This is a genomic window from Elizabethkingia bruuniana (assembly GCF_002024805.1).
GTDB classification, from domain to species: Bacteria; Bacteroidota; Bacteroidia; order Flavobacteriales; family Weeksellaceae; genus Elizabethkingia; species Elizabethkingia bruuniana.
The window spans coordinates 520651-538349 of record NZ_CP014337.1; the positions used below are offsets into that span (position 1 = coordinate 520651).

Annotated in this window: 13 protein-coding genes; 2 read left to right on the plus strand and 11 right to left on the minus strand. The window is 35.8% G+C overall.

All coding sequences use genetic code 11. The features are described 5' to 3' along the window. Positions 1-29: 29 nt before the first annotated feature. The 5 genes from AYC65_RS02395 to AYC65_RS02415 form a co-directional block, all read right to left on the minus strand. The gene (locus AYC65_RS02395) at positions 30-2735 is read right to left on the minus strand and encodes an insulinase family protein (RefSeq protein WP_034871353.1); all 2706 of its coding nucleotides are present in this window, start codon (positions 2733-2735) and stop codon (positions 30-32) included. After that, positions 2732-3973: a DUF4929 family protein gene (locus AYC65_RS02400; protein ID WP_078674623.1), complete on the minus strand. Its 1242-nt coding sequence runs from the start codon at positions 3971-3973 to the stop codon at positions 2732-2734. The genes AYC65_RS02395 and AYC65_RS02400 overlap by 4 nt, the downstream gene beginning before the upstream one ends. Further along, complete coding sequence (locus AYC65_RS02405; RefSeq protein WP_034871351.1) at positions 3973-5340, minus strand: RagB/SusD family nutrient uptake outer membrane protein; 1368 nt, start codon at positions 5338-5340, stop codon at positions 3973-3975. Before AYC65_RS02405 ends, AYC65_RS02400 begins: the two co-directional genes overlap by 1 nt. A 6-nt stretch (positions 5341-5346) precedes the next feature. Continuing rightward, positions 5347-8343 carry a SusC/RagA family TonB-linked outer membrane protein gene (locus AYC65_RS02410; protein WP_052114788.1) on the minus strand — a complete coding sequence of 999 codons (2997 nt, stop codon included), beginning with the start codon at positions 8341-8343 and terminating at the stop codon, positions 5347-5349. A gap of 353 nt (positions 8344-8696) precedes the next feature. Next, positions 8697-9989, minus strand: coding sequence for a nucleotide sugar dehydrogenase (locus AYC65_RS02415; RefSeq protein ID WP_034871350.1), 1293 nt, complete (start codon positions 9987-9989; stop codon positions 8697-8699). Between the two features lie 851 nt (positions 9990-10840). On the opposite strand from AYC65_RS02415, the gene AYC65_RS02420 reads away from it, so the two are divergent. After that, positions 10841-12274: a glycosyltransferase family 2 protein gene (locus AYC65_RS02420; protein WP_034871349.1), complete on the plus strand. Its 1434-nt coding sequence runs from the start codon at positions 10841-10843 to the stop codon at positions 12272-12274. A gap of 242 nt (positions 12275-12516) precedes the next feature. Next, complete coding sequence (locus AYC65_RS02425) at positions 12517-13881, plus strand: sulfatase-like hydrolase/transferase (protein WP_034871348.1); 1365 nt, start codon at positions 12517-12519, stop codon at positions 13879-13881. A 49-nt stretch (positions 13882-13930) separates the two neighbouring features. Here the strand turns inward: AYC65_RS02425 and AYC65_RS02430 are convergent, their stop codons facing one another. The 6 genes from AYC65_RS02430 to AYC65_RS02455 form a co-directional block, all read right to left on the minus strand. Next, positions 13931-14509, minus strand: a complete 579-nt coding sequence (locus tag AYC65_RS02430) for a hypothetical protein (RefSeq protein ID WP_034871347.1) — start codon at positions 14507-14509, stop codon at positions 13931-13933. A gap of 82 nt (positions 14510-14591) precedes the next feature. Then, entirely contained in the window at positions 14592-15572 is a 981-nt protein-coding gene (locus tag AYC65_RS02435; protein ID WP_034871346.1) for a quinone oxidoreductase family protein, read from the minus strand. A gap of 72 nt (positions 15573-15644) precedes the next feature. Further along, positions 15645-16223 (minus strand): Crp/Fnr family transcriptional regulator, encoded by a 579-nt coding sequence (locus AYC65_RS02440; RefSeq protein ID WP_034871345.1) that lies wholly within the window; start codon positions 16221-16223, stop codon positions 15645-15647. Then, positions 16201-16494 carry a hypothetical protein gene (locus AYC65_RS02445; RefSeq protein WP_034871344.1) on the minus strand — a complete coding sequence of 98 codons (294 nt, stop codon included), beginning with the start codon at positions 16492-16494 and terminating at the stop codon, positions 16201-16203. The genes AYC65_RS02440 and AYC65_RS02445 overlap by 23 nt, the downstream gene beginning before the upstream one ends. Then, positions 16491-16973 (minus strand): hypothetical protein, encoded by a 483-nt coding sequence (locus tag AYC65_RS02450; RefSeq protein ID WP_034871343.1) that lies wholly within the window; start codon positions 16971-16973, stop codon positions 16491-16493. The genes AYC65_RS02445 and AYC65_RS02450 overlap by 4 nt, the downstream gene beginning before the upstream one ends. Before the next feature lie 28 nt (positions 16974-17001). After that, positions 17002-17673, minus strand: coding sequence for a hypothetical protein (locus AYC65_RS02455; RefSeq protein ID WP_034871342.1), 672 nt, complete (start codon positions 17671-17673; stop codon positions 17002-17004). Between the last annotated feature and the right edge of the window lie 26 nt (positions 17674-17699).

Sequence of the window (17699 nt, forward strand, 5' to 3'; positions counted from 1 at the left end):
TATTATTCTAACCTTATCCGGACGTTATACTACTGAATAAGCTGTGCGTCTACACTTTTAACAGAGCTTAGAATAGTATTGATATCATCCACAGTAATCGAATTAATTAATGATTTATAATTCTCCAAATCTTCAATATTAAGCTGATCTATACAGCTTTGAACAATTTCCTTTTCTTTTGAATAAGGATCATTTATTTTTTCGGTCATAGAAATCAGAAAAGCTTTCTTGCTATTCTCTAATGCATGAGCGTCAGCAGAATCTTTCATGAGGTTTAAGAACAGATTTTTCAGAAACGGGATATCTTCTTTTTCGCTTCGGAATTTTACGATAAAAGAAACTGAAGGAACAGGGTAAGTTTTGTACTCACAACTGACAGATGGTGAATAAACCTTCCCATACTTATTTCTTGCTGTTTCAAAAAAACGGGCTTGCAATAATTCCTTTGCAAGTTGTATGGCATATATGTTTTTTGCAGAGGGAATAACTGGTGATTTGGTAATCAATGTAACGTCTTTTCTTGTCTGGTTTTCAGGTGCGAAATCTTTATTCAAAATAGCAGGGGAGCTGTCTGACTGCCATTGCAGTATCTGATGATCGGGTTTATAAGCTCCAAAATATTTTGTGACTAAATCCTTTGTCTGGTGTATATTAAAGTTTCCCGAGATCAGAACGGCTCGGTTGTTAGTATTCCGGAATACCTGATCATAAAATGCAAATAGCTTCTTAATATCGAGTTTTTTTAGTTCCTGCTTTGTAAGGTTTTTATTTTCAGTGTTTCTGTAGTTGCCCAGAAACAATTCTTCTGCCTGCTGAAACCTGGCATATTCATTTTCTGAAACCTGTTCTTCCTTATCATCTTCCAGGAGTTTTTGTTTAATATCATCTTTGAAATCTTCAATAGGCAATACATAATTGTATACTGAATGGTACAATAATTTGAATGCCAATTCCATATTCTCATCCGGAGCAGTTATCCGGATTTCATTAGAATAACTGCCAATATAAGAAGAATATGAGATGCTATTCTGAGACAAAATATCAGAAAGAATATTGTATTTGTAAGATTTAATCCCAATCTGATTAGCATAATAATTCAGATCCTTGTAGAATGGATATTTGTGATCCGAAAGCTGCGAAAATCCGCCTCTTCCATAGTATATAATCGTATTTTTCTCTGCTTTGCTGTCAGGTGCCAGTATAACATCAATTCCGTTGGAAAGTTTTATTAGAGAGACATTCAGCTGATTTAATTGTTTTTCACTAATGACTCCGGCAAAAAGTTTTTTTGGAGATTCTATTTTATAATGGATTAGGGGAGCTTCTTTTAAAACCTCTTCTTTTGCAGTTTCCTGATATTGTATTTTCAAGCCGGATTTTATTCCTGTCTGAAAGCTTTCGGTTAGTTCCTGTTCTGTGATTTTAGATAAACCTGAAGGTGTCTGAATCAGATTGAAATGTGGCTCTTCAGATAATAAAGAAGAATATGACCTTATCGCTTCTTCTTTTAGTTCATTCAGAATTTTTTGCACGAGAAATCCGCTTTCGGAGGGAAGGACATACTTGTGCCTGCCTATTATATCTTCGTAATATACAGCAATATCTTTGGCACTGGTTGGCACTGGAGTAAAAGTATTTTTAATTACTTTTTGCTTTATGGTGTCGAACAACTCCTGCTGAATTTCTGTTTTTTTTACTTGCTCAGAGAGAGCTCCGAGCTGCTCATAGGTTTTATGCAAGCTCGCTTTGTCCTTTGCCCGAATTTCAAAACCTGAATGGAAAATATTCCCGAGGAACCAATCATCAAAAAATGTTATGTTCTGTAATCCGGTATGCGCTATATTCTGACGTATTAGTTCTGTATAAAGTTTCTGAATCAGCGTATTTTTTAGATCTTCTGTTTTTTTTTGCGTAACTGCTATCCAGTCGATACTCAACGTTTTTTGTTTTCCCTGCTGTATGGAAAATACATTTTGTTTCGGTATCAAAGAAGCATAATCTATTGCGGGATTATTTACAGATTGATGATGTGAAAGAGTAGTGTCTTTAAATAGGCTTATGATCTTTTTTTCTGTGGCGGATGTATTTATATCACCTACAATTACAATATGAGCATTGCCTGTTGTATACCACTTTCTGAAATAACTTTCCAATGATGCTTTGTTTATCTTTCGGATATCAGCTTCTGTACCGCCCGGAAGTTTGTTTCTGAAAACGCTGTTTCCTATTTTTTCATGGTAGAAAGGACCCTCATTTCCTCTGTCCCGAAGCTCTTGAATAATTACATTTTTTTCTTTCTCTATATCATCTTTGCTGACATTGCTGAACAAATCTGAGAAAATATTTTTTCTGAATATCTCCAGACACATTCCAATATTTTCGGTTGTATTGGGCACTGAAATTTTATAAATTGTAGATTCATAATGGGTAGAAGCATTAAAGTCTCTTTCCAGTTTTACGCCCAGTTTTTCCAGATTTCCGAACAGGGATTTCTTGAATACCAGATGTTCCAGAAAATGGGCACCACCTGCCTGCTCCGGAGTTTCCATAAGACTTCCTGCGCTTATAATTAATCTGATCTCTGCACGGGAATTGTCATTTACCGGATGAATAATATAATGAAGTCCGCTTTCATTAATTTTCTTGTCTATAACCGGGAAGTTATCCGGAAGTATAGTCTGGGCTTCTGATGTGATAAAACCCAATAAACTCGTTACTAATAAAATCTGCTTCATTGTACTATATTTTTTCCTTTGTAGATAACATTGGTCAGCATATAATCATCTGAGTTATAAAAGTCCATAGGAAATGAAAAATGCAAAGTATTATCCTTTTTGTTGATTACCGCTTTTGCAGGTTTCCAGTTGCCTCTTTCATTATCATCCTTGTCTATGGTTCTGTAATTCATATAATAATAGGGATTTATTGTGCCATCAATGTCTTCCAAACCTATATCCTGAAGGCTGATATCTTGTTTAATTCTTTTATGGAGTGAAGTCCATAACGTGAAGCTATAGTTGAAATTCACTGCCAAAATCTCAGTATCGGACTGAAATTCATTAAGTCTTTGGGATACAAACTGAATTTTATCGGAATTAAAATCTAATGTTATATTGTCCAGAGAGACAATAAAGTCATACTTCTCCATATTTTCCATCATGGAATAATAAGATAATCCATTTTCCTTAATGTCTTTTAGCATATGAAAGTTCGGAGCACCATTAGGGTCGATATAGTAGGCATTTTCAATAGTCATTTTCCGGTATAACTTCTGTAAAAGGTTCTGTATTCCCATTGCATTTCTTTGCATTTTTAACAATGGTTTATCCTCGGTTGCATTGTCACTAAGAGCAATAATGGTTTTTCCTATAATCTTTTCCTGAAAACCTTCTGTAAAAGGTTCAATACTTCCTCCAGCAGGAAAAGAAGCATTACCTTCTACTTCCACAACACCAATAAAAGGATAAAGATTGAGTCCCTTTTTTCTGTAGATCTCAAGGAGCTCTTTCTGTCGTTTGGTGAGTACGGGAATATCAATTCCTTTTCTGTATTCAAAAGCAGTATTTTCAACTGTTATCTGACTGTCGGAAGTTATTCCTGATAACTGAATAGTTTTGCTTTCATCAAGAGGCAAAAGATTAGAAGGCTTTATAAGTATAGTAGCTGTTTTCTCTCCTGCGGACAATATCACTTTTGGATGGTCCAGCTTCATTGTATTCTCAGCATTCTGAAGATTCAGGTCAATTGTAAGTTCCTTTTCCAGAGCTTTTACCAGCATTAATTTTACCACGATATAATCATTGGACTGGTCTTCAATCTGTGATTTATTCAGAGAGAAAGTTACCTTGTTTTCTCCTCTGTAAGTATTTCTTTCGTCATCCGGCATACAGGAGCTAACACTAAAGGTCAGTATAAAGAGCAGGATTAGCTTGGTATATAAATTTATAGTACAGTATTTCATTGTAGTGTCCATTATTCCCAGCCTTTGTTCTGGGTTACTTTATTATTTTTTGTTTCGTTGAACGGAATAGGTAAAGTCCAGCGGTAATCGGATTTTGAAACCATTGAATACTGCTTCTCATCATCGGTGTTATATCTTTTAATGTCAGTATTCCATCTTTTCAGATCAAAGAAATTTTCAGGTTCTCCCAGAAACTCTTTTTGTTTTTCATACCGGAATCTTTCAAAAAACTGTTCGTAGGACAATGTGGTATCTATAGCACCAGCATTTCTGCTTTTAAGAAAATCATTCAAAAGCCTACTGGCCTGTGGAAGCTGGTTGTTTTTTAAATAAGCTTCTATTAAAAGGAAATAAACAGCGCTAAATCTATATTGCACTATATCCTTGTTTTTACTATCACGAATATTCAATCTGTATTTTCCAATAAAGGTTCCGGGAATTTCAGAGATGCTGATATCAGAAATTTTGCTGCGTACATCGTTTTCTTCAAAAGTAAACCTGGAATGAAGTCTTACGTAATCTCCTTTTTCGTAGCTATAGTTAAGGTTTTTATAGGGTTGTTGATTATAGCTGAAATACATTATGACTTCAGGAGAAGAGGATGTTGAGTTCCAGATCTGCTGATAAGAAGCCTGATTAGACATTGTAAGTGATGCTCCACTTTGTGTAATTAGCTCAGTGGCCTGATTGATAGCATTCTGATAAGATCCTTCTAATAAAGCGGTCTTGGCTTTCAGTAACTTAACGGCGTAATAACCGAAATATTCCTTCTTACCGGCACTACCTTCATCTTTTGGAAGGAGAGATAAAGCAGTATCACACAGCTTATTGATTTCGGCCAATGTTTCTTTATAACCAGAACGCTCTTTGTCTTCGTATACTGTTTTATCTTTTAGAACAGCTCCTGGTATATTAATATTTGAATAACGATCGCTGAAAAGTAATAGCAATTCATAATATATCGAGGCTTTTAGCCCCAATGCTCTGCCTTTTAATTTTTTGGCCTCATCAGAATTTTTATCAGAAATATTATTATCCAGAGCTGCCAGAACTGTGTTGATCTCGAACATAGATTTGTAATATTGCTGCCATAGGTTTTCTGCGTTGTTTTTAATGACCAGCCTGTCCCAATAATACATTTTTTCCACAGGTTCCTGTTTGCCTTGGGAAATATACCAGGTAGGAACAAAATCTTCGGTATACAAGCTGAGAAAAGTTTTATCTTTTGGGAAATCTGAATAAGCTGTGTTCAGAACTTCTTTAGCACGGCTGACAGTGTTTATAACATTTTCCCCTGAAATGGAATCTTCAGAAGTATAATCCAGACTACAGGCATTGAACAAAACTAATAATGATGTTATACAGGTTATTTTTTTCATATTGAATTAAAAAGACACGTTTAAACTAAGAGTGAAGACAGGTTGCTTGATATCATTGATTGTATTTCTGTTTTTTACAAAATACCAGGTACAGATATTTTCTGCCTGAAGGCTAAGGCTAAATGATCGTAGAGTTTTCGACAGCTCACGTATTACGTTGGTATCCACAGTATAGGTAAGCTGGATATTGTTGAGTGAAATAAAATCGGATCTGTATACACTGTCTGTTGTGGCAAAGAGCTTTTCCATTTCAGCAGCTCCCGAAGGTCTGTTAGCCGATGGGTAAATCTTTCCTTCATCGCCCTCATTGAACCACATTTGCTCCAACTGACCTTTAAAGGCATTGTAACGGATATCACTTCTGTCTCTTACAAATGAGGTTGAGTATTGTTTTACGCCCTTTAAGGCATAATAAAGATCAAAAGCCAAAGACAGATTTTTATAAGTTATAACATTGGAAAACATTCCGTTGTACGGAGGCGTACTGTATCCCAGATTAATGAAGTCTGCACGGGTAAGCAGACCTTTATCTCTGTATGTCAATTCTCTTCCATCCTTTGCTTTATATCTGTAAGTGCCATCCAGAGGATATATACCCAAAGACTGCAGTCCGTAGATCATTCCTAACGGCTGGCCTACTTCATAGGAAGGGATCAATGCTTCTCCATTCTGATAAATTTTATCGGTTCCGTAAAGTTGTTTTACTTTATTAAAGTTGGCGGAAAATGTAAAGGCACTGTTCCACTGAAAATTGGAACCACGTATAATATCTCCGGAGAGCATCACTTCAATTCCTTTGTTTTCAAGTACACCAATGTTTTTCTTATAACTTGTAAAGCCATTGCTTGGTGCAATTTCTACATCCAGTAAAGCTTGTTTATTCAGTATTTTATAGAAGTTAGTGGTTAGTGTAAATCTTTTTAAGATACCAATATCAAGACCAGCATTGTATGAGTGAGATTGTTGTGGATTCAGATTTCTGTTTGATAGCTGTTGTGAAGGTAATAATCTTCCGGAACCATAAAAAAGATTATTGTATTTGTAAGTCGGTACAATATCTCCTATTGTAATGCCAGCCATACTGGCGGTAATTCCCATAGAAGCCCGAAGTTTCAGATCGGATATAAACTTTGAATTTTTCAGAAATTCATACTCTTTGAGTCGCCATCCAAATCCGGCAGACCAGGCAGTATTCCATCTTTTATCAGAGGGAAGGAGGGAGGATCCGTCTCTTTTGTAGCTGGCATACAGATCGTAGATATTCCGGTAAGAATATCCGAATGCAGCACCAAAGCCTAATTGTATGTTTTTGGTATTGCCACCGAAAGCTGTTGTTTTTCGATTGCCTTCCAAAGATTGGTTAATAACAGGAACAGAAGCCATACCTGAAGGTATTCCGTAACCATTAATACCTACTACTTTTCTTCTGTTGAGTACATAATCTATATTCGCTCCCAGAGTTATGTCATGGTCCCCAAATTTCTTGGCATAAGTAGCTCTTATGTTGGATGAGTAAATAAATTCAGTAGCCTTTTCTTCAGTCAGGCTTCCTTTTTCATCTTCACTATATTGCCGTTCAGAAGCTGCTTCGGGCGGAATAACTGTTTTATTTTCGTTGGTTACATAGTCTGCCCCTGTAACACCAGAAATCGTAAGATCATTCAGGAGCTTCCAGTTAAAAATTAGGGAACTGCTTACCCTGTTAGAGGTTTCACGGCGCATATACTGATTCATGAGATCACTGAATGCATAATCAGGATACGAGATCAGATCTTTTTTTTTGCCATTTTTTTCTGATAATCTGGTTTCATAAGGATTTAAAGCATAGGCAAGAGCTGAAGGATCTTCTTTGGTTCCGTTCTGAGTGTTTGTTTTAGAAATTCCGGCTGAGGTGTTCAGGGATATACTCAATTTGGGTGTGACAATATAATCTATGTTTGCCCTTGCAGTAATATTATTGATGTCATTTCCAGGTAATTTACCACCACGGTTACCATAGTTTAATGAGTAGTAATAAGCATTTTTATCAGTACCACCTCTTACACTGAGGTTATAGGAACTAAACTGATTGGGTCTTATCAGTTCCTTGAACCAGTCGGTATTAATTGCTTTTAAAGAATCCAGATTTCTCTTGCCATTCTGGATCAGAGCATCCAGATTAGGTGAATGGGCATAACTCTCTCTTATATATTCTTCAGAATTGATGTATCCTGGCATCAATGGTGCTTTCAGCCGTCTTTCCAATTCCAGTTTTTCAGCCGAGTTCATCATTTCAACACCTCTGGGGCCTCTTGTCGTAATTCCCTGTTTGATATTGAGACTTAGAATGGGTTTACCTTTATATCCTTTTTTGGACGTAATTTCTATAACACCATTGGCCGCTTTTATACCATATAAAGCAGACGCAGCAGCATCTTTTAGAACTTTAATGGTTGAGAAATCCATTGGATTTAGTGTCAGAAATGTATCGGAAGAGATAATCATCCCGTCCAGTACAAATAATGGCTCGTTTGCTCTTGCCTGACCAGAGAATGACTGTGTTCCGCGGATCTCGATTTTGGGTCTGGTCCCCAGTATACCATTGTATTCTATATAAAGACCAGGGACAATACCCTGTAACATTCGCATAAGATCCATTTCCGAACGGCCTTCAAATTTTTTCATATCGATAGTGGTAATAGAGCCCGCTATTTTCCGGATATCGATGTCGTTGATGTTTTTACTTTTTACCAAGGTAACTTCCTGGATATCTTTTGCATCACTTGTTTTCTTATTAGGTTTTACAATAGTATCCCTATATAGGCGAGGAACAGATAAGGCATGCACAGTATAAGTATTTTGTACACTGGTATGAAATAAATGTTTTTTTAGTTTATTTTGCGCTTCCGAGATTCTCTCATCGGTTGTTTTGTTAGAGGTCTGTATTGTTTTCAGATCATCATAACTTGCATGTACAATAGAAAAAGAAAAAAGGAATAGTACAGGAGTATACTTTCGTATCATTTTATTTTTATTTATTCTAATTAAGAATTATGCAAATGTAAAAATAATATGTGATCATAAAGTATGACAGTTCTCATACCAGTCGGGGATTACCGCTATATGCCAGAAAATGAAAAATAATCTGTTACTGTCTGGTTCTCATATGGAATGGGTTTGCAATAGCGTTAAGACAATACTAAGTCTGATGTATTAAGGGAATAAACTGATGGTTGTGAATACCTGTAAGTATAAAGGAAACTCAAATATTTTTAACTAAAGAAGGGCGGTGTATAAATAAAAAAATCCCCTGATAATCGAAATTACAGGGGACCTTAAAAATATAAGTTTTTTACTTTTTTAGAGAAGAGGAGTACTTACAGCCTCGCATCTACAATATCTCTGTCCAGTTTTGCTTTTATGTCGAATACAACCGATGTTTCTTTTCTTAAGCTATTTAAATCTAGTGTCAGAAACTCATCGTGTGATACTGCTAAAACAATGGTATCATACTTTTTGTTGTAGTCTATATTCTCAAGCATATTGATTTTATACTTCTGTTTCACTTCATCTCGGTCTGCCCATGGATCGTACATATCTACATGCAGACCATATTCTTCCAACTCTTTGTATACGTCTACTACTTTGGTATTTCGGACATCCGGGCAGTTTTCTTTGAAAGTAATTCCCAGAATCAGAACATTAGCATTGCTTATAGAAATCTCCTTTTTTATCATCAATTTTACAACTTTTGAAGCAATAAATTCAGCCATAGAGTTGTTAACTCTTCTTCCACTAAGGATAACCTGAGGGTGATAACCTAGCTGAGAAGCTTTGTGTGCCAGATAATATGGGTCTACAGAGATACAGTGCCCACCAACCAGGCCTGGTTTATATTTTAAGAAGTTGAACTTTGTACCTGCAGCTTCAAGTACATCATTGGTATCAATTCCAACTCTGTCGAATATCAAAGCCAGCTCATTGACAAAAGAAATATTGATATCTCTTTGTGCATTTTCAATAGCTTTAGAGGCTTCGGCAACTTTTATATTTGCAGCTTTGTGAGTTCCTGCCTTTATAATTTTTTTATAGAGTGTATCTACTATTTCAGCGATCTCAGGAGTGGAGCCTGATGTTACTTTCTTTATAGTTGTAAGTGTATTTACTTTATCTCCCGGATTAATTCTTTCAGGTGAGTAACCTACAAAGAAATCTTCATTGTATTTTAATCCTGAGATATTTTCCAGAACAGGTACACAGTCTTCCTCTGTACAACCAGGATATACTGTAGATTCATAGATTACGATGTCTCCTTTCTTTAAAATCTCTGCCAGCATTTTGGTTGCACTTAGCAATGGTCCTAAATCCGGAGCATTAAATTTATCAATAGGTGTTGGAACGGTTACTATATAGATATTTGCATCCTTAATAGTGTCCAGTGAAGCGGAAGCAATATAGCCTTTAGAAAAATCAGAATTTTGAGCCTCATTAATCACTTTGGAAAGCAATGTAAGGTCTGCTTCCAGTGTGTGATCTTTTCCGGAATTAAGCTCTTTTACCCTGTCTGTATTAATGTCGAATCCGTATACTGGAAAATGTTTTGCAAATTCCAGTGCTAGTGGTAATCCTACATATCCTTGTCCTATAACAGCTATTCGGTGATTGTTCATATTTATAATCTTCTTTTATTTTTTTAGGTTGTATAACCATATAGATTACTTACATTATTTAATAATAAGCTAAAGTTTTAGGATCTACTAATGGTTTACAATTATGAGTAATTTGAATGTTAAGAATGCTAAACTATTTTTTAGCCATTTAATAAATTTCTTTCAATATTATAACGCTCATATCCACTGCTTAGTATATTTTATTATTCATTTTGTTAGAAATAAGAGAATACTCTGTGCATATTTTTGAAACTTTATTTGTCCATGTACATCAGCTAATGTCCATGTAAATTTATCATTAAAAAGGCTATCATGCTGTATTTTAGCGTTTAGCATATAATGACCTAATGAACAAAAATACAAAAAATATCCTATTAATATTCTTCCTATTCTCATGTATTCATATCATACATGAAGCTGAATATTGTAGAAAATAACCTTTTATTATAAAGCGTTAATAATCAAATACTATTCATGAATAATAGATTTTGAATTCTAAAAAAAATAATTTGATAGATAAAATGGCACAATGTTTTCATTTGAGTAGTAATAAATAACGAAAAATAACGTTATCATACTGTATGGATTCTGATCATACTTTTGGTTTCCTTCATGATAATACTGATCAATTAATACATGATATAAAACTATTCTCTTCTGTTTTGTTAAAAGTTTAAACCTTATTATTCTGTTTCAGAATAGGGCTTTTTCAACAAAATAAGAGTGCGCAGGTTCTTTTGGGAAACCTTGCTTCCAATTTCAAAAGTTGAAATAATAAATTATTGGATACTGATATTCCGTTTAATCAAAAGAAACAAGGAATATCAGTAGGGAATTTTTTTATAGAATGTATGAAAGAAACACAAACACTACACGTTAAGAAGAATGTTGTATCAAAATCAGCATTAATTCGCCAGAAAGGAGATTTTGTACCCGTCAAAAAGGGGAGGTTTGGAACTATAGAGTATGGTATCCTTGCAGTGACGTTTATATTGTTGTTCAGTTCAATATATGCCGTATATTTATTACAACCAGAGTTCGAACACCTGCACTGGGAACAAATGAACAGTTCCATCGGGGTTGTAGTCATAGGAACAGGCTTATTTCTTTTAAGTATTGCTGTATGCTTTTTGGTTTATTTGTTGGTTTTATATCTACGATACAAACCTGTTACCTCAGTATCGGACGATCAGCTGCCTACCTGTACAATTATTGTTCCTGCTTATAACGAAGGAAAGCTCGTATATGAGACACTTCATAGCTTAGCGAGCAGTGATTATCCGGAGGAAAAGGTACAGATTATTGCTGTGGACGATGGCAGTAAAGATGATACCTGGGCATGGATTAAGAAAGCCAAAGAAGAACTGGGTGACAGAGTAATGGCTTATCAGCAGCCCCGAAATATGGGGAAAAGACATGCCTTACACCGTGGATTTCAGTTGGGTACCGGGGAAATATTTATTACCGTAGATAGTGATTCTATTGTAAAAAAAGATACACTCCGTAATATGACAAGCCCGTTTGTGGTAAACAAAAAATGTGGTGGAGTAGCAGGTAATGTACGTGTATTGAATAATGAGAAGGAACTGATCCCAAGAATGCTTAATGTAAACTTTGTATTCAGTTTTGAATTTGTACGTTCTGCACAAAGTATGCTTGGATCGGTAATGTGTACGCCCGGAGCTTTGGCAGCATATCGCAGAGAGCAGGTAATGAACTGCCTGGATGAATGGGTGAACCAGACATTTATGGGACGTCCGTCTGATATAGGAGAGGACAGAGCTATGACGAATATGATCCTGAAACAAGGTTATCATATCTTATTCCAGAGAAATGCATATGTATATACGAATATTCCTAAACGATATAAAAACTTGTATAAGATGTTTATCCGTTGGGAACGTAGTAATGTGCGTGAAAATATAATGATGAGCAAGTTTGCTTTTGGTGATTTCCGTGAAGGGCCAAAAGTAGGAACCAGAATATTATTGTGCATGCAATGGCTAAAACTGGTTATGTCTTATCCACTAATGTTATTAATGCTATGGTTTATCATTAATCATACCATGTTATTCATTAGCTCAACATTGTTAGGAATACTGATTTTCTCCAGTGTACAGGCTTTCTTCTTTGCGAAGAGAAATAAAAATACACCCGAGGCATTTTGGGCATATACCTATAGTATTTTCTACGCCTTTACGCTATTCTGGATCACACCATACGCTATTGCCACAGCAAGTAAAAGTGGCTGGCTGACCCGTGAACTGGCAGTGAAGGAATCATAAGCTAATAAATATTTTAAAATAGAACTCCCCTGTAATGAAAATTACAGGGGAGTTTTTGCTTCTATCTTTATCTCAAAGCATCTTTATGCACTAATAACTTTAAAAGCATTCTGTAATCTGTTTTATATTTAATGAATAAATCGTCGCTTCGAGTGAAATTCTGAAAGAATTTTGTATCGGGAAGTTAAGTTATATATTTGTTTTAAAATCACCAATAACCACCAGAAAACAAATATTTAACCATGAAGAATACTGTACGTTGTGCTTTAATCATTCTTTTTACTATTTCATTTTCCAATGCCAGAGCTCAGAAGCAGCCTAATATTATTGTTGTATTGACAGATGATATGGGATATGCAGACATTGGTGCTTATGGAAATCCTGTTATTAAAACGCCATTTTTAGACCGGATGTCAAGAAATGGGTTAATGGCCACTAATTATGTTGTCAGCAGTCCCACTTGTACCCCTTCCAGGGCCTCTTTGCTTACTGGCCGTTATTCGTCCCGTTATGATTTACCATGGCCTATAGCGCCGGGATCTAAGCAAGGGTTACCAGATGATGAAGTAACAATTGCAGAAATGTTGAAATCAAACGGTTATAATACCGGGATGGTTGGAAAGTGGCATTTGGGAGATCAGAAAGCTGAGAATAAGCCAAACGGACAAGGATTTGACTTCTATTACGGAATATTATACAGTCACGATTATAAGGCTCCCTATGTAAATACGGACATTCCGATTAGAATGTTCAGAAATATCAAAGTTGAGATTGAGAAACCTGCAGATTCTCTTCTTACCCGTTTGTATACCAAAGAATCAATTAATTATATAAGACAGCAGAAAAAAGATAAACCGTTTTTCTTGTATCTGGCGCACAATATGCCGCATTTACCTGTGTATTATGCTGCACAGTCTTCTGCCTTGAAAAATAAAAAAGGCGGGGCACTTGGTGCTGTAATTACTGAAATGGATGAAGGCCTGGCTGCGATATGGAAAGTATTGGAAGAAAAAGGTATGGCAGATAATACGATTTTTGTGTTTTCCAGTGACAACGGACCTTGGACGAATTTTCCTGAAAGAATGGAAGGGGATGGTGTAACTATCGCTTCTCATGTAGGAAGTGCAGGAGTTTTCAGAGGTTCTAAAGCCTGGTCGTATGAGGGTGGAGCCCGCGTTCCGTTTATTGTATATTGGAAAAATAAGATTAAACCCGGGACCGTTTTAACGAGCGCGATAAGCAATCTGGATTTATTACCGACGATTGCCAAGTGGACCAACAGTCCCTTACCAACGAATAGAGAACTGGACGGACAGGATATCAGTCAGCTTTTAGAAAGTAAAGTAAAAGAATCTGCTTACAGCCATCGTCCAATATTTATTGTAAATGGAAGTACAAAGCCTGAGGCGGTAAAATATGGCAACTGGAAGTACAGAGAAGTTCCGGATCTTAAGCATCCCCGAACGGGAGCTATAGTACCAGCCACTACAGAACTTTTTAATCTGGATGAAGATCCAAAAGAAAGTGTAAACCTAATCACCAAATATCCCGAAAAAGTAAAAGAAATGAAACAGATATTTGACAGTTTTAAGGCGGTTGGGAAATAAAGAAAATAAATAAGACTCTTACAAAATGTGTAAGAGTCTTTTTTTAATGTTACTTCTCTATTTTAATAAGTTTTCCTGTTACCTTATTAAAAGTCAGTGTAGTATTAGGCCCTCCATAAAAAAGAGTGAGAGTAATGGTACTATCTGTATCTTTTTGCAGGATGAGGTCTTTTGAGTTTCGGATACTTACCTCCAGATTTCTGTCCCGCAATTCGGAATCAGTGCACTGAATAATTTGTTTTTCGAACAATCCTTTTTTCTCTACAATTTGTAACAGAGGCGGTACCATTACACTGTAGGATACAATCTGTGCCCGGTAGTTTTCATTTAAATCTTTATTCATCCATAATCCGGCTGGTGTTGATGAAAAGATAAAAGCATAAAAGAACAATCCCATAGGCAGCATGCTTAGTATGAAGGCAAGGATTATAGCGCCTAAAAATAATTTGGCTAATAGCTTTTTCCAGTAAACAATTATGACGAAAATACTTCCGAAGAACCATAACCAGAAAAGAATAATATCTGCATAATAACCCCGTAGGCTAATCTTATAAAGAAAGTAAACAGCAATATCTGCTACTAATAGCAAAGAAAGTGTAAAGTATATTTTTAACAGATATTTCTTCATGTAACTGGTGATTTAGATTGTATGCAATATAGTAATACTGGCGGATAAGTTAATCTGTCTATATAATTCTGTTACTGTATTATTAAGAGCCAATTATAACCACTAAACGCTTTCCACCATCAATATTCATATCCCATGCTTTTTCGATCTCATTAATCATAACACTTACAGTATCACATTTTAATTTGCCATCAGCTGCCAGCTGAAACATTTCGGGAAGTATTTCATGAATTAGTAATTTCATTTCGTCTGGTGTCCAGCTTCCTAAACCTGAACCTGAGATCTGTATATCGGTACTGCGCAGAATAGAGGATGATAGCGTCATATTATCATCTATCATACCGCCAACAGTTACATAGCGTGTTCTATGAGAAAAACCTCCATTCCCTTTTATTGCAGATAAAATTAATTCAGCACTATGTCCCCATAAATAATCAATTACAACGTCGAATGGACTTTGTTGATGCAAAACTTTTATTTGTGAGATGATGGCATCATCGTCCTGTTTAAGTACAATAATATCATCAGCACCCAAGGCTAATAATTCTTTTAGTGTTTCCTCATTCCGGCCAGTGACAACAACTTTCTTTGCGCCATAATGTTTTGCTATTTGTACCGCAATTTTTCCGGTAACACCTGTGGCACCATTTATTAAAACGGTTTCATTTTTTTGTAAGCTGGCTCTGAAGCGTAAAGCCATTGCCGATCCCATTACAGCATTAGGAAGAGCTGCGGCTGTTTCGTCACTGATTCCGTCGGGTAATTTTACTATTTTATCTTTTTCAATAATTGCTTTTTCTGCAATCATTCCGCTTGCACCAATTCCATATATGCGTGTTCCGTCTTCAAGTATTCCTACACCGTCTCCGCCTACTACTTTTGCAATAAAGGTTTCATTTTGTACAGAATAGTGCTTCCCACTTGCGCGCATTTTGTCGAGATTCTTAACTGCCGATGCCTTTACGTGAATCAATACCTCGTTTTCATTTTGTACTACAGGCTCTGCAAAGTCTTCTACATATGCAGGGCGTGCTCCTTTTGATAATACAACTGCTGCTTTCATGTTTTAAAATTTATAGAACAAAATTAGAATAGGATCTTTTTGCAGGCGATAACATTTGTTACTAAATACGGGCTATTCTTTATTTTTAAGTAGCTTATTTTTTATACGGCTTAAATGTACTGTTGTAATACCCAGATAAGAAGCAATGTAATGCTGTGGGACACGTTGTATAATTTCGGGTCTTTCTCTTATCAGGTCAAGATAACGCTGTTGTGGTGTATATTTTATAGATGAAATAAAATATTTCATATAGTCAAATGTCCGGTCGAATATTTTATCGATAAATAGATCTCTCAAATACGGAATTTCTTTAATTTCCTCCAGCATACTGTTTAAATCATCCTTGTGTATCCACCATAGCGTACTTGGTTCTATTGTTTCCAGGGTGGTAGGACTTGGGATATTTTTTCTAAAGCTCTCAATAGATGCTACGACATTTTCTTCAAAAAAGAATTGTGAAGTAATATCTTTTCCATCATGATTGAAGCATACTCTGATACAGCCTTTTTCGATGAAGAAAAGTTTCTTTGAAACCTCACCCTCGTTTAGAAGTATGGTTTTAGCAGGGACTTTCACCTTATTAAAATAATTAAGATACCTGTTCCACTTTTCGTCGTCTAACCGAAATTTATCTCTGAATTGATCGAACATTCTTTTTCTGCTTTTTGTAGACCAAATGCAATATAGCAATAATGATAAATATCCCTAAAATCCAGCATCCTGTTAATTGAAAAAATACCAGCGTAAATTCTGCACTGTCACCTATACAATCTACTTTATAACCCCATATTGTAGTTGCTTCTTCACCTTCATAGGCATTTTTGCAGGCATAGTACTCCGGAAGAACCAATAAAAAGTCAAAAGCCAATAATACTAGCCCTACTATAAAAAGAATGTTCCGGAGAATTTTAACGGTTTTCATTGGCGTACGATTCTGTTTGCATATTTATTTTTCAGAAAGAGAACAAGCTTTTTGCAGGTGATAAACATAATCAGTCCCAAAATCCAGCCCGAAGCTATTCCCGAAATCAGACCTGCAATAATTGTAGTATCTGTCTGCCACCAGTTTTTTATTGTATTTATAAATAAAAATAAGATAACAGAGGCAATTGTACTGCCCAGTATGGAAACAGATATAAAAAAGGTTTTAAAACCTTTACTTAGAGATTTTTGTTGCAGCCCTACCAATACAGAAGTAGAGATAATACCGGCACTAATTAAGAAAATTACAATAAGAATGAAGAGTAGCCCCAATACAATACCAATTACTCCCAGAATAAAAAACACTAAAGCTCCCATTACGAGCATGACAGCTAAAAAGTCGTCGTCATTTCTAAAAGAATCAATCAGATAAAAATCTGTTGTCAGATAATGGATAAGTACTGTTAGAAGGTTAATCATAGATTCAGTATAGTATATTTTCTATGTACTATTGGACACTGTATTTTTTGCGCAATATATAATCGAAAGGAATCTGCATAGAAAGGTCTTTTGCTTCCCATCTGGCACCTTCGGAAGATTGATAAAAATCGTAAGAATTCTTAAGGAAGTTTTCTCCATCCGGAGCTTCCTGCCAGTCTTTTTTGTCGCGGTTGTATAGCAGAATCATGCAGCTTACACAATTGAAGTTGCCTTCAGTATTGGGATTTACATAACATTTGCCCACCTTTATATTGAGCTTTTGGTTTATAATAACATCCGTTAACCGATCTCTCGTAAACCTGATTAACGCAGACTGGGCATCCTCGTCATCTGGCTTATTTTTTGCGACAACCAGATTTTCGAATTTAGCCTTTTTTATCTTTTCTATTTCTTGTGCTTTTACAGCAGGTGTTGCAAAATTACTATCTACAGGATAGATATCATCTTCTCCCTGTGCGGTCTGTACCGCTTCGGTTACATAGTTGGCAGGAACGGGGTTTTCGGCCAATAATTTTTGGTTTCTTTCGTAATTCTCCCAGTCGGCTTTAGAATAGGTTGCGTACTGCTGAATTTTGTACAGGAGGCTTTCGTTAGGGGAAACATTTATAAAGTTGGCTGCCACCAGGAATATTCCGAACAGAATAATCACAGAAACAATGATTTTTAGCGTTTTTTTCATAAAGGCTACTTGTCGTATAATATTGA

Coding starts and splice junctions, on each gene's coding strand:
- AYC65_RS02430 (WP_034871347.1), bottom strand. CDS start 14,509: ATGAAGAAATATCTGTTAAAAATATACTTTACACTTTCTTTGCTATTA.
- AYC65_RS02435 (WP_034871346.1), bottom strand. CDS start 15,572: ATGAAAGCAGCAGTTGTATTATCAAAAGGAGCACGCCCTGCATATGTA.
- AYC65_RS02405 (WP_034871351.1), bottom strand. CDS start 5,340: ATGAAAAAAATAACCTGTATAACATCATTATTAGTTTTGTTCAATGCC.
- AYC65_RS02415 (WP_034871350.1), bottom strand. CDS start 9,989: ATGAACAATCACCGAATAGCTGTTATAGGACAAGGATATGTAGGATTA.
- AYC65_RS02420 (WP_034871349.1), top strand. CDS start 10,841: ATGAAAGAAACACAAACACTACACGTTAAGAAGAATGTTGTATCAAAA.
- AYC65_RS02455 (WP_034871342.1), bottom strand. CDS start 17,673: ATGAAAAAAACGCTAAAAATCATTGTTTCTGTGATTATTCTGTTCGGA.
- AYC65_RS02410 (WP_052114788.1), bottom strand. CDS start 8,343: ATGATACGAAAGTATACTCCTGTACTATTCCTTTTTTCTTTTTCTATT.
- AYC65_RS02445 (WP_034871344.1), bottom strand. CDS start 16,494: ATGAAAACCGTTAAAATTCTCCGGAACATTCTTTTTATAGTAGGGCTA.
- AYC65_RS02450 (WP_034871343.1), bottom strand. CDS start 16,973: ATGATTAACCTTCTAACAGTACTTATCCATTATCTGACAACAGATTTT.
- AYC65_RS02425 (WP_034871348.1), top strand. CDS start 12,517: ATGAAGAATACTGTACGTTGTGCTTTAATCATTCTTTTTACTATTTCA.
- AYC65_RS02395 (WP_034871353.1), bottom strand. CDS start 2,735: ATGAAGCAGATTTTATTAGTAACGAGTTTATTGGGTTTTATCACATCA.
- AYC65_RS02400 (WP_078674623.1), bottom strand. CDS start 3,973: ATGGACACTACAATGAAATACTGTACTATAAATTTATATACCAAGCTA.
- AYC65_RS02440 (WP_034871345.1), bottom strand. CDS start 16,223: ATGTTCGATCAATTCAGAGATAAATTTCGGTTAGACGACGAAAAGTGG.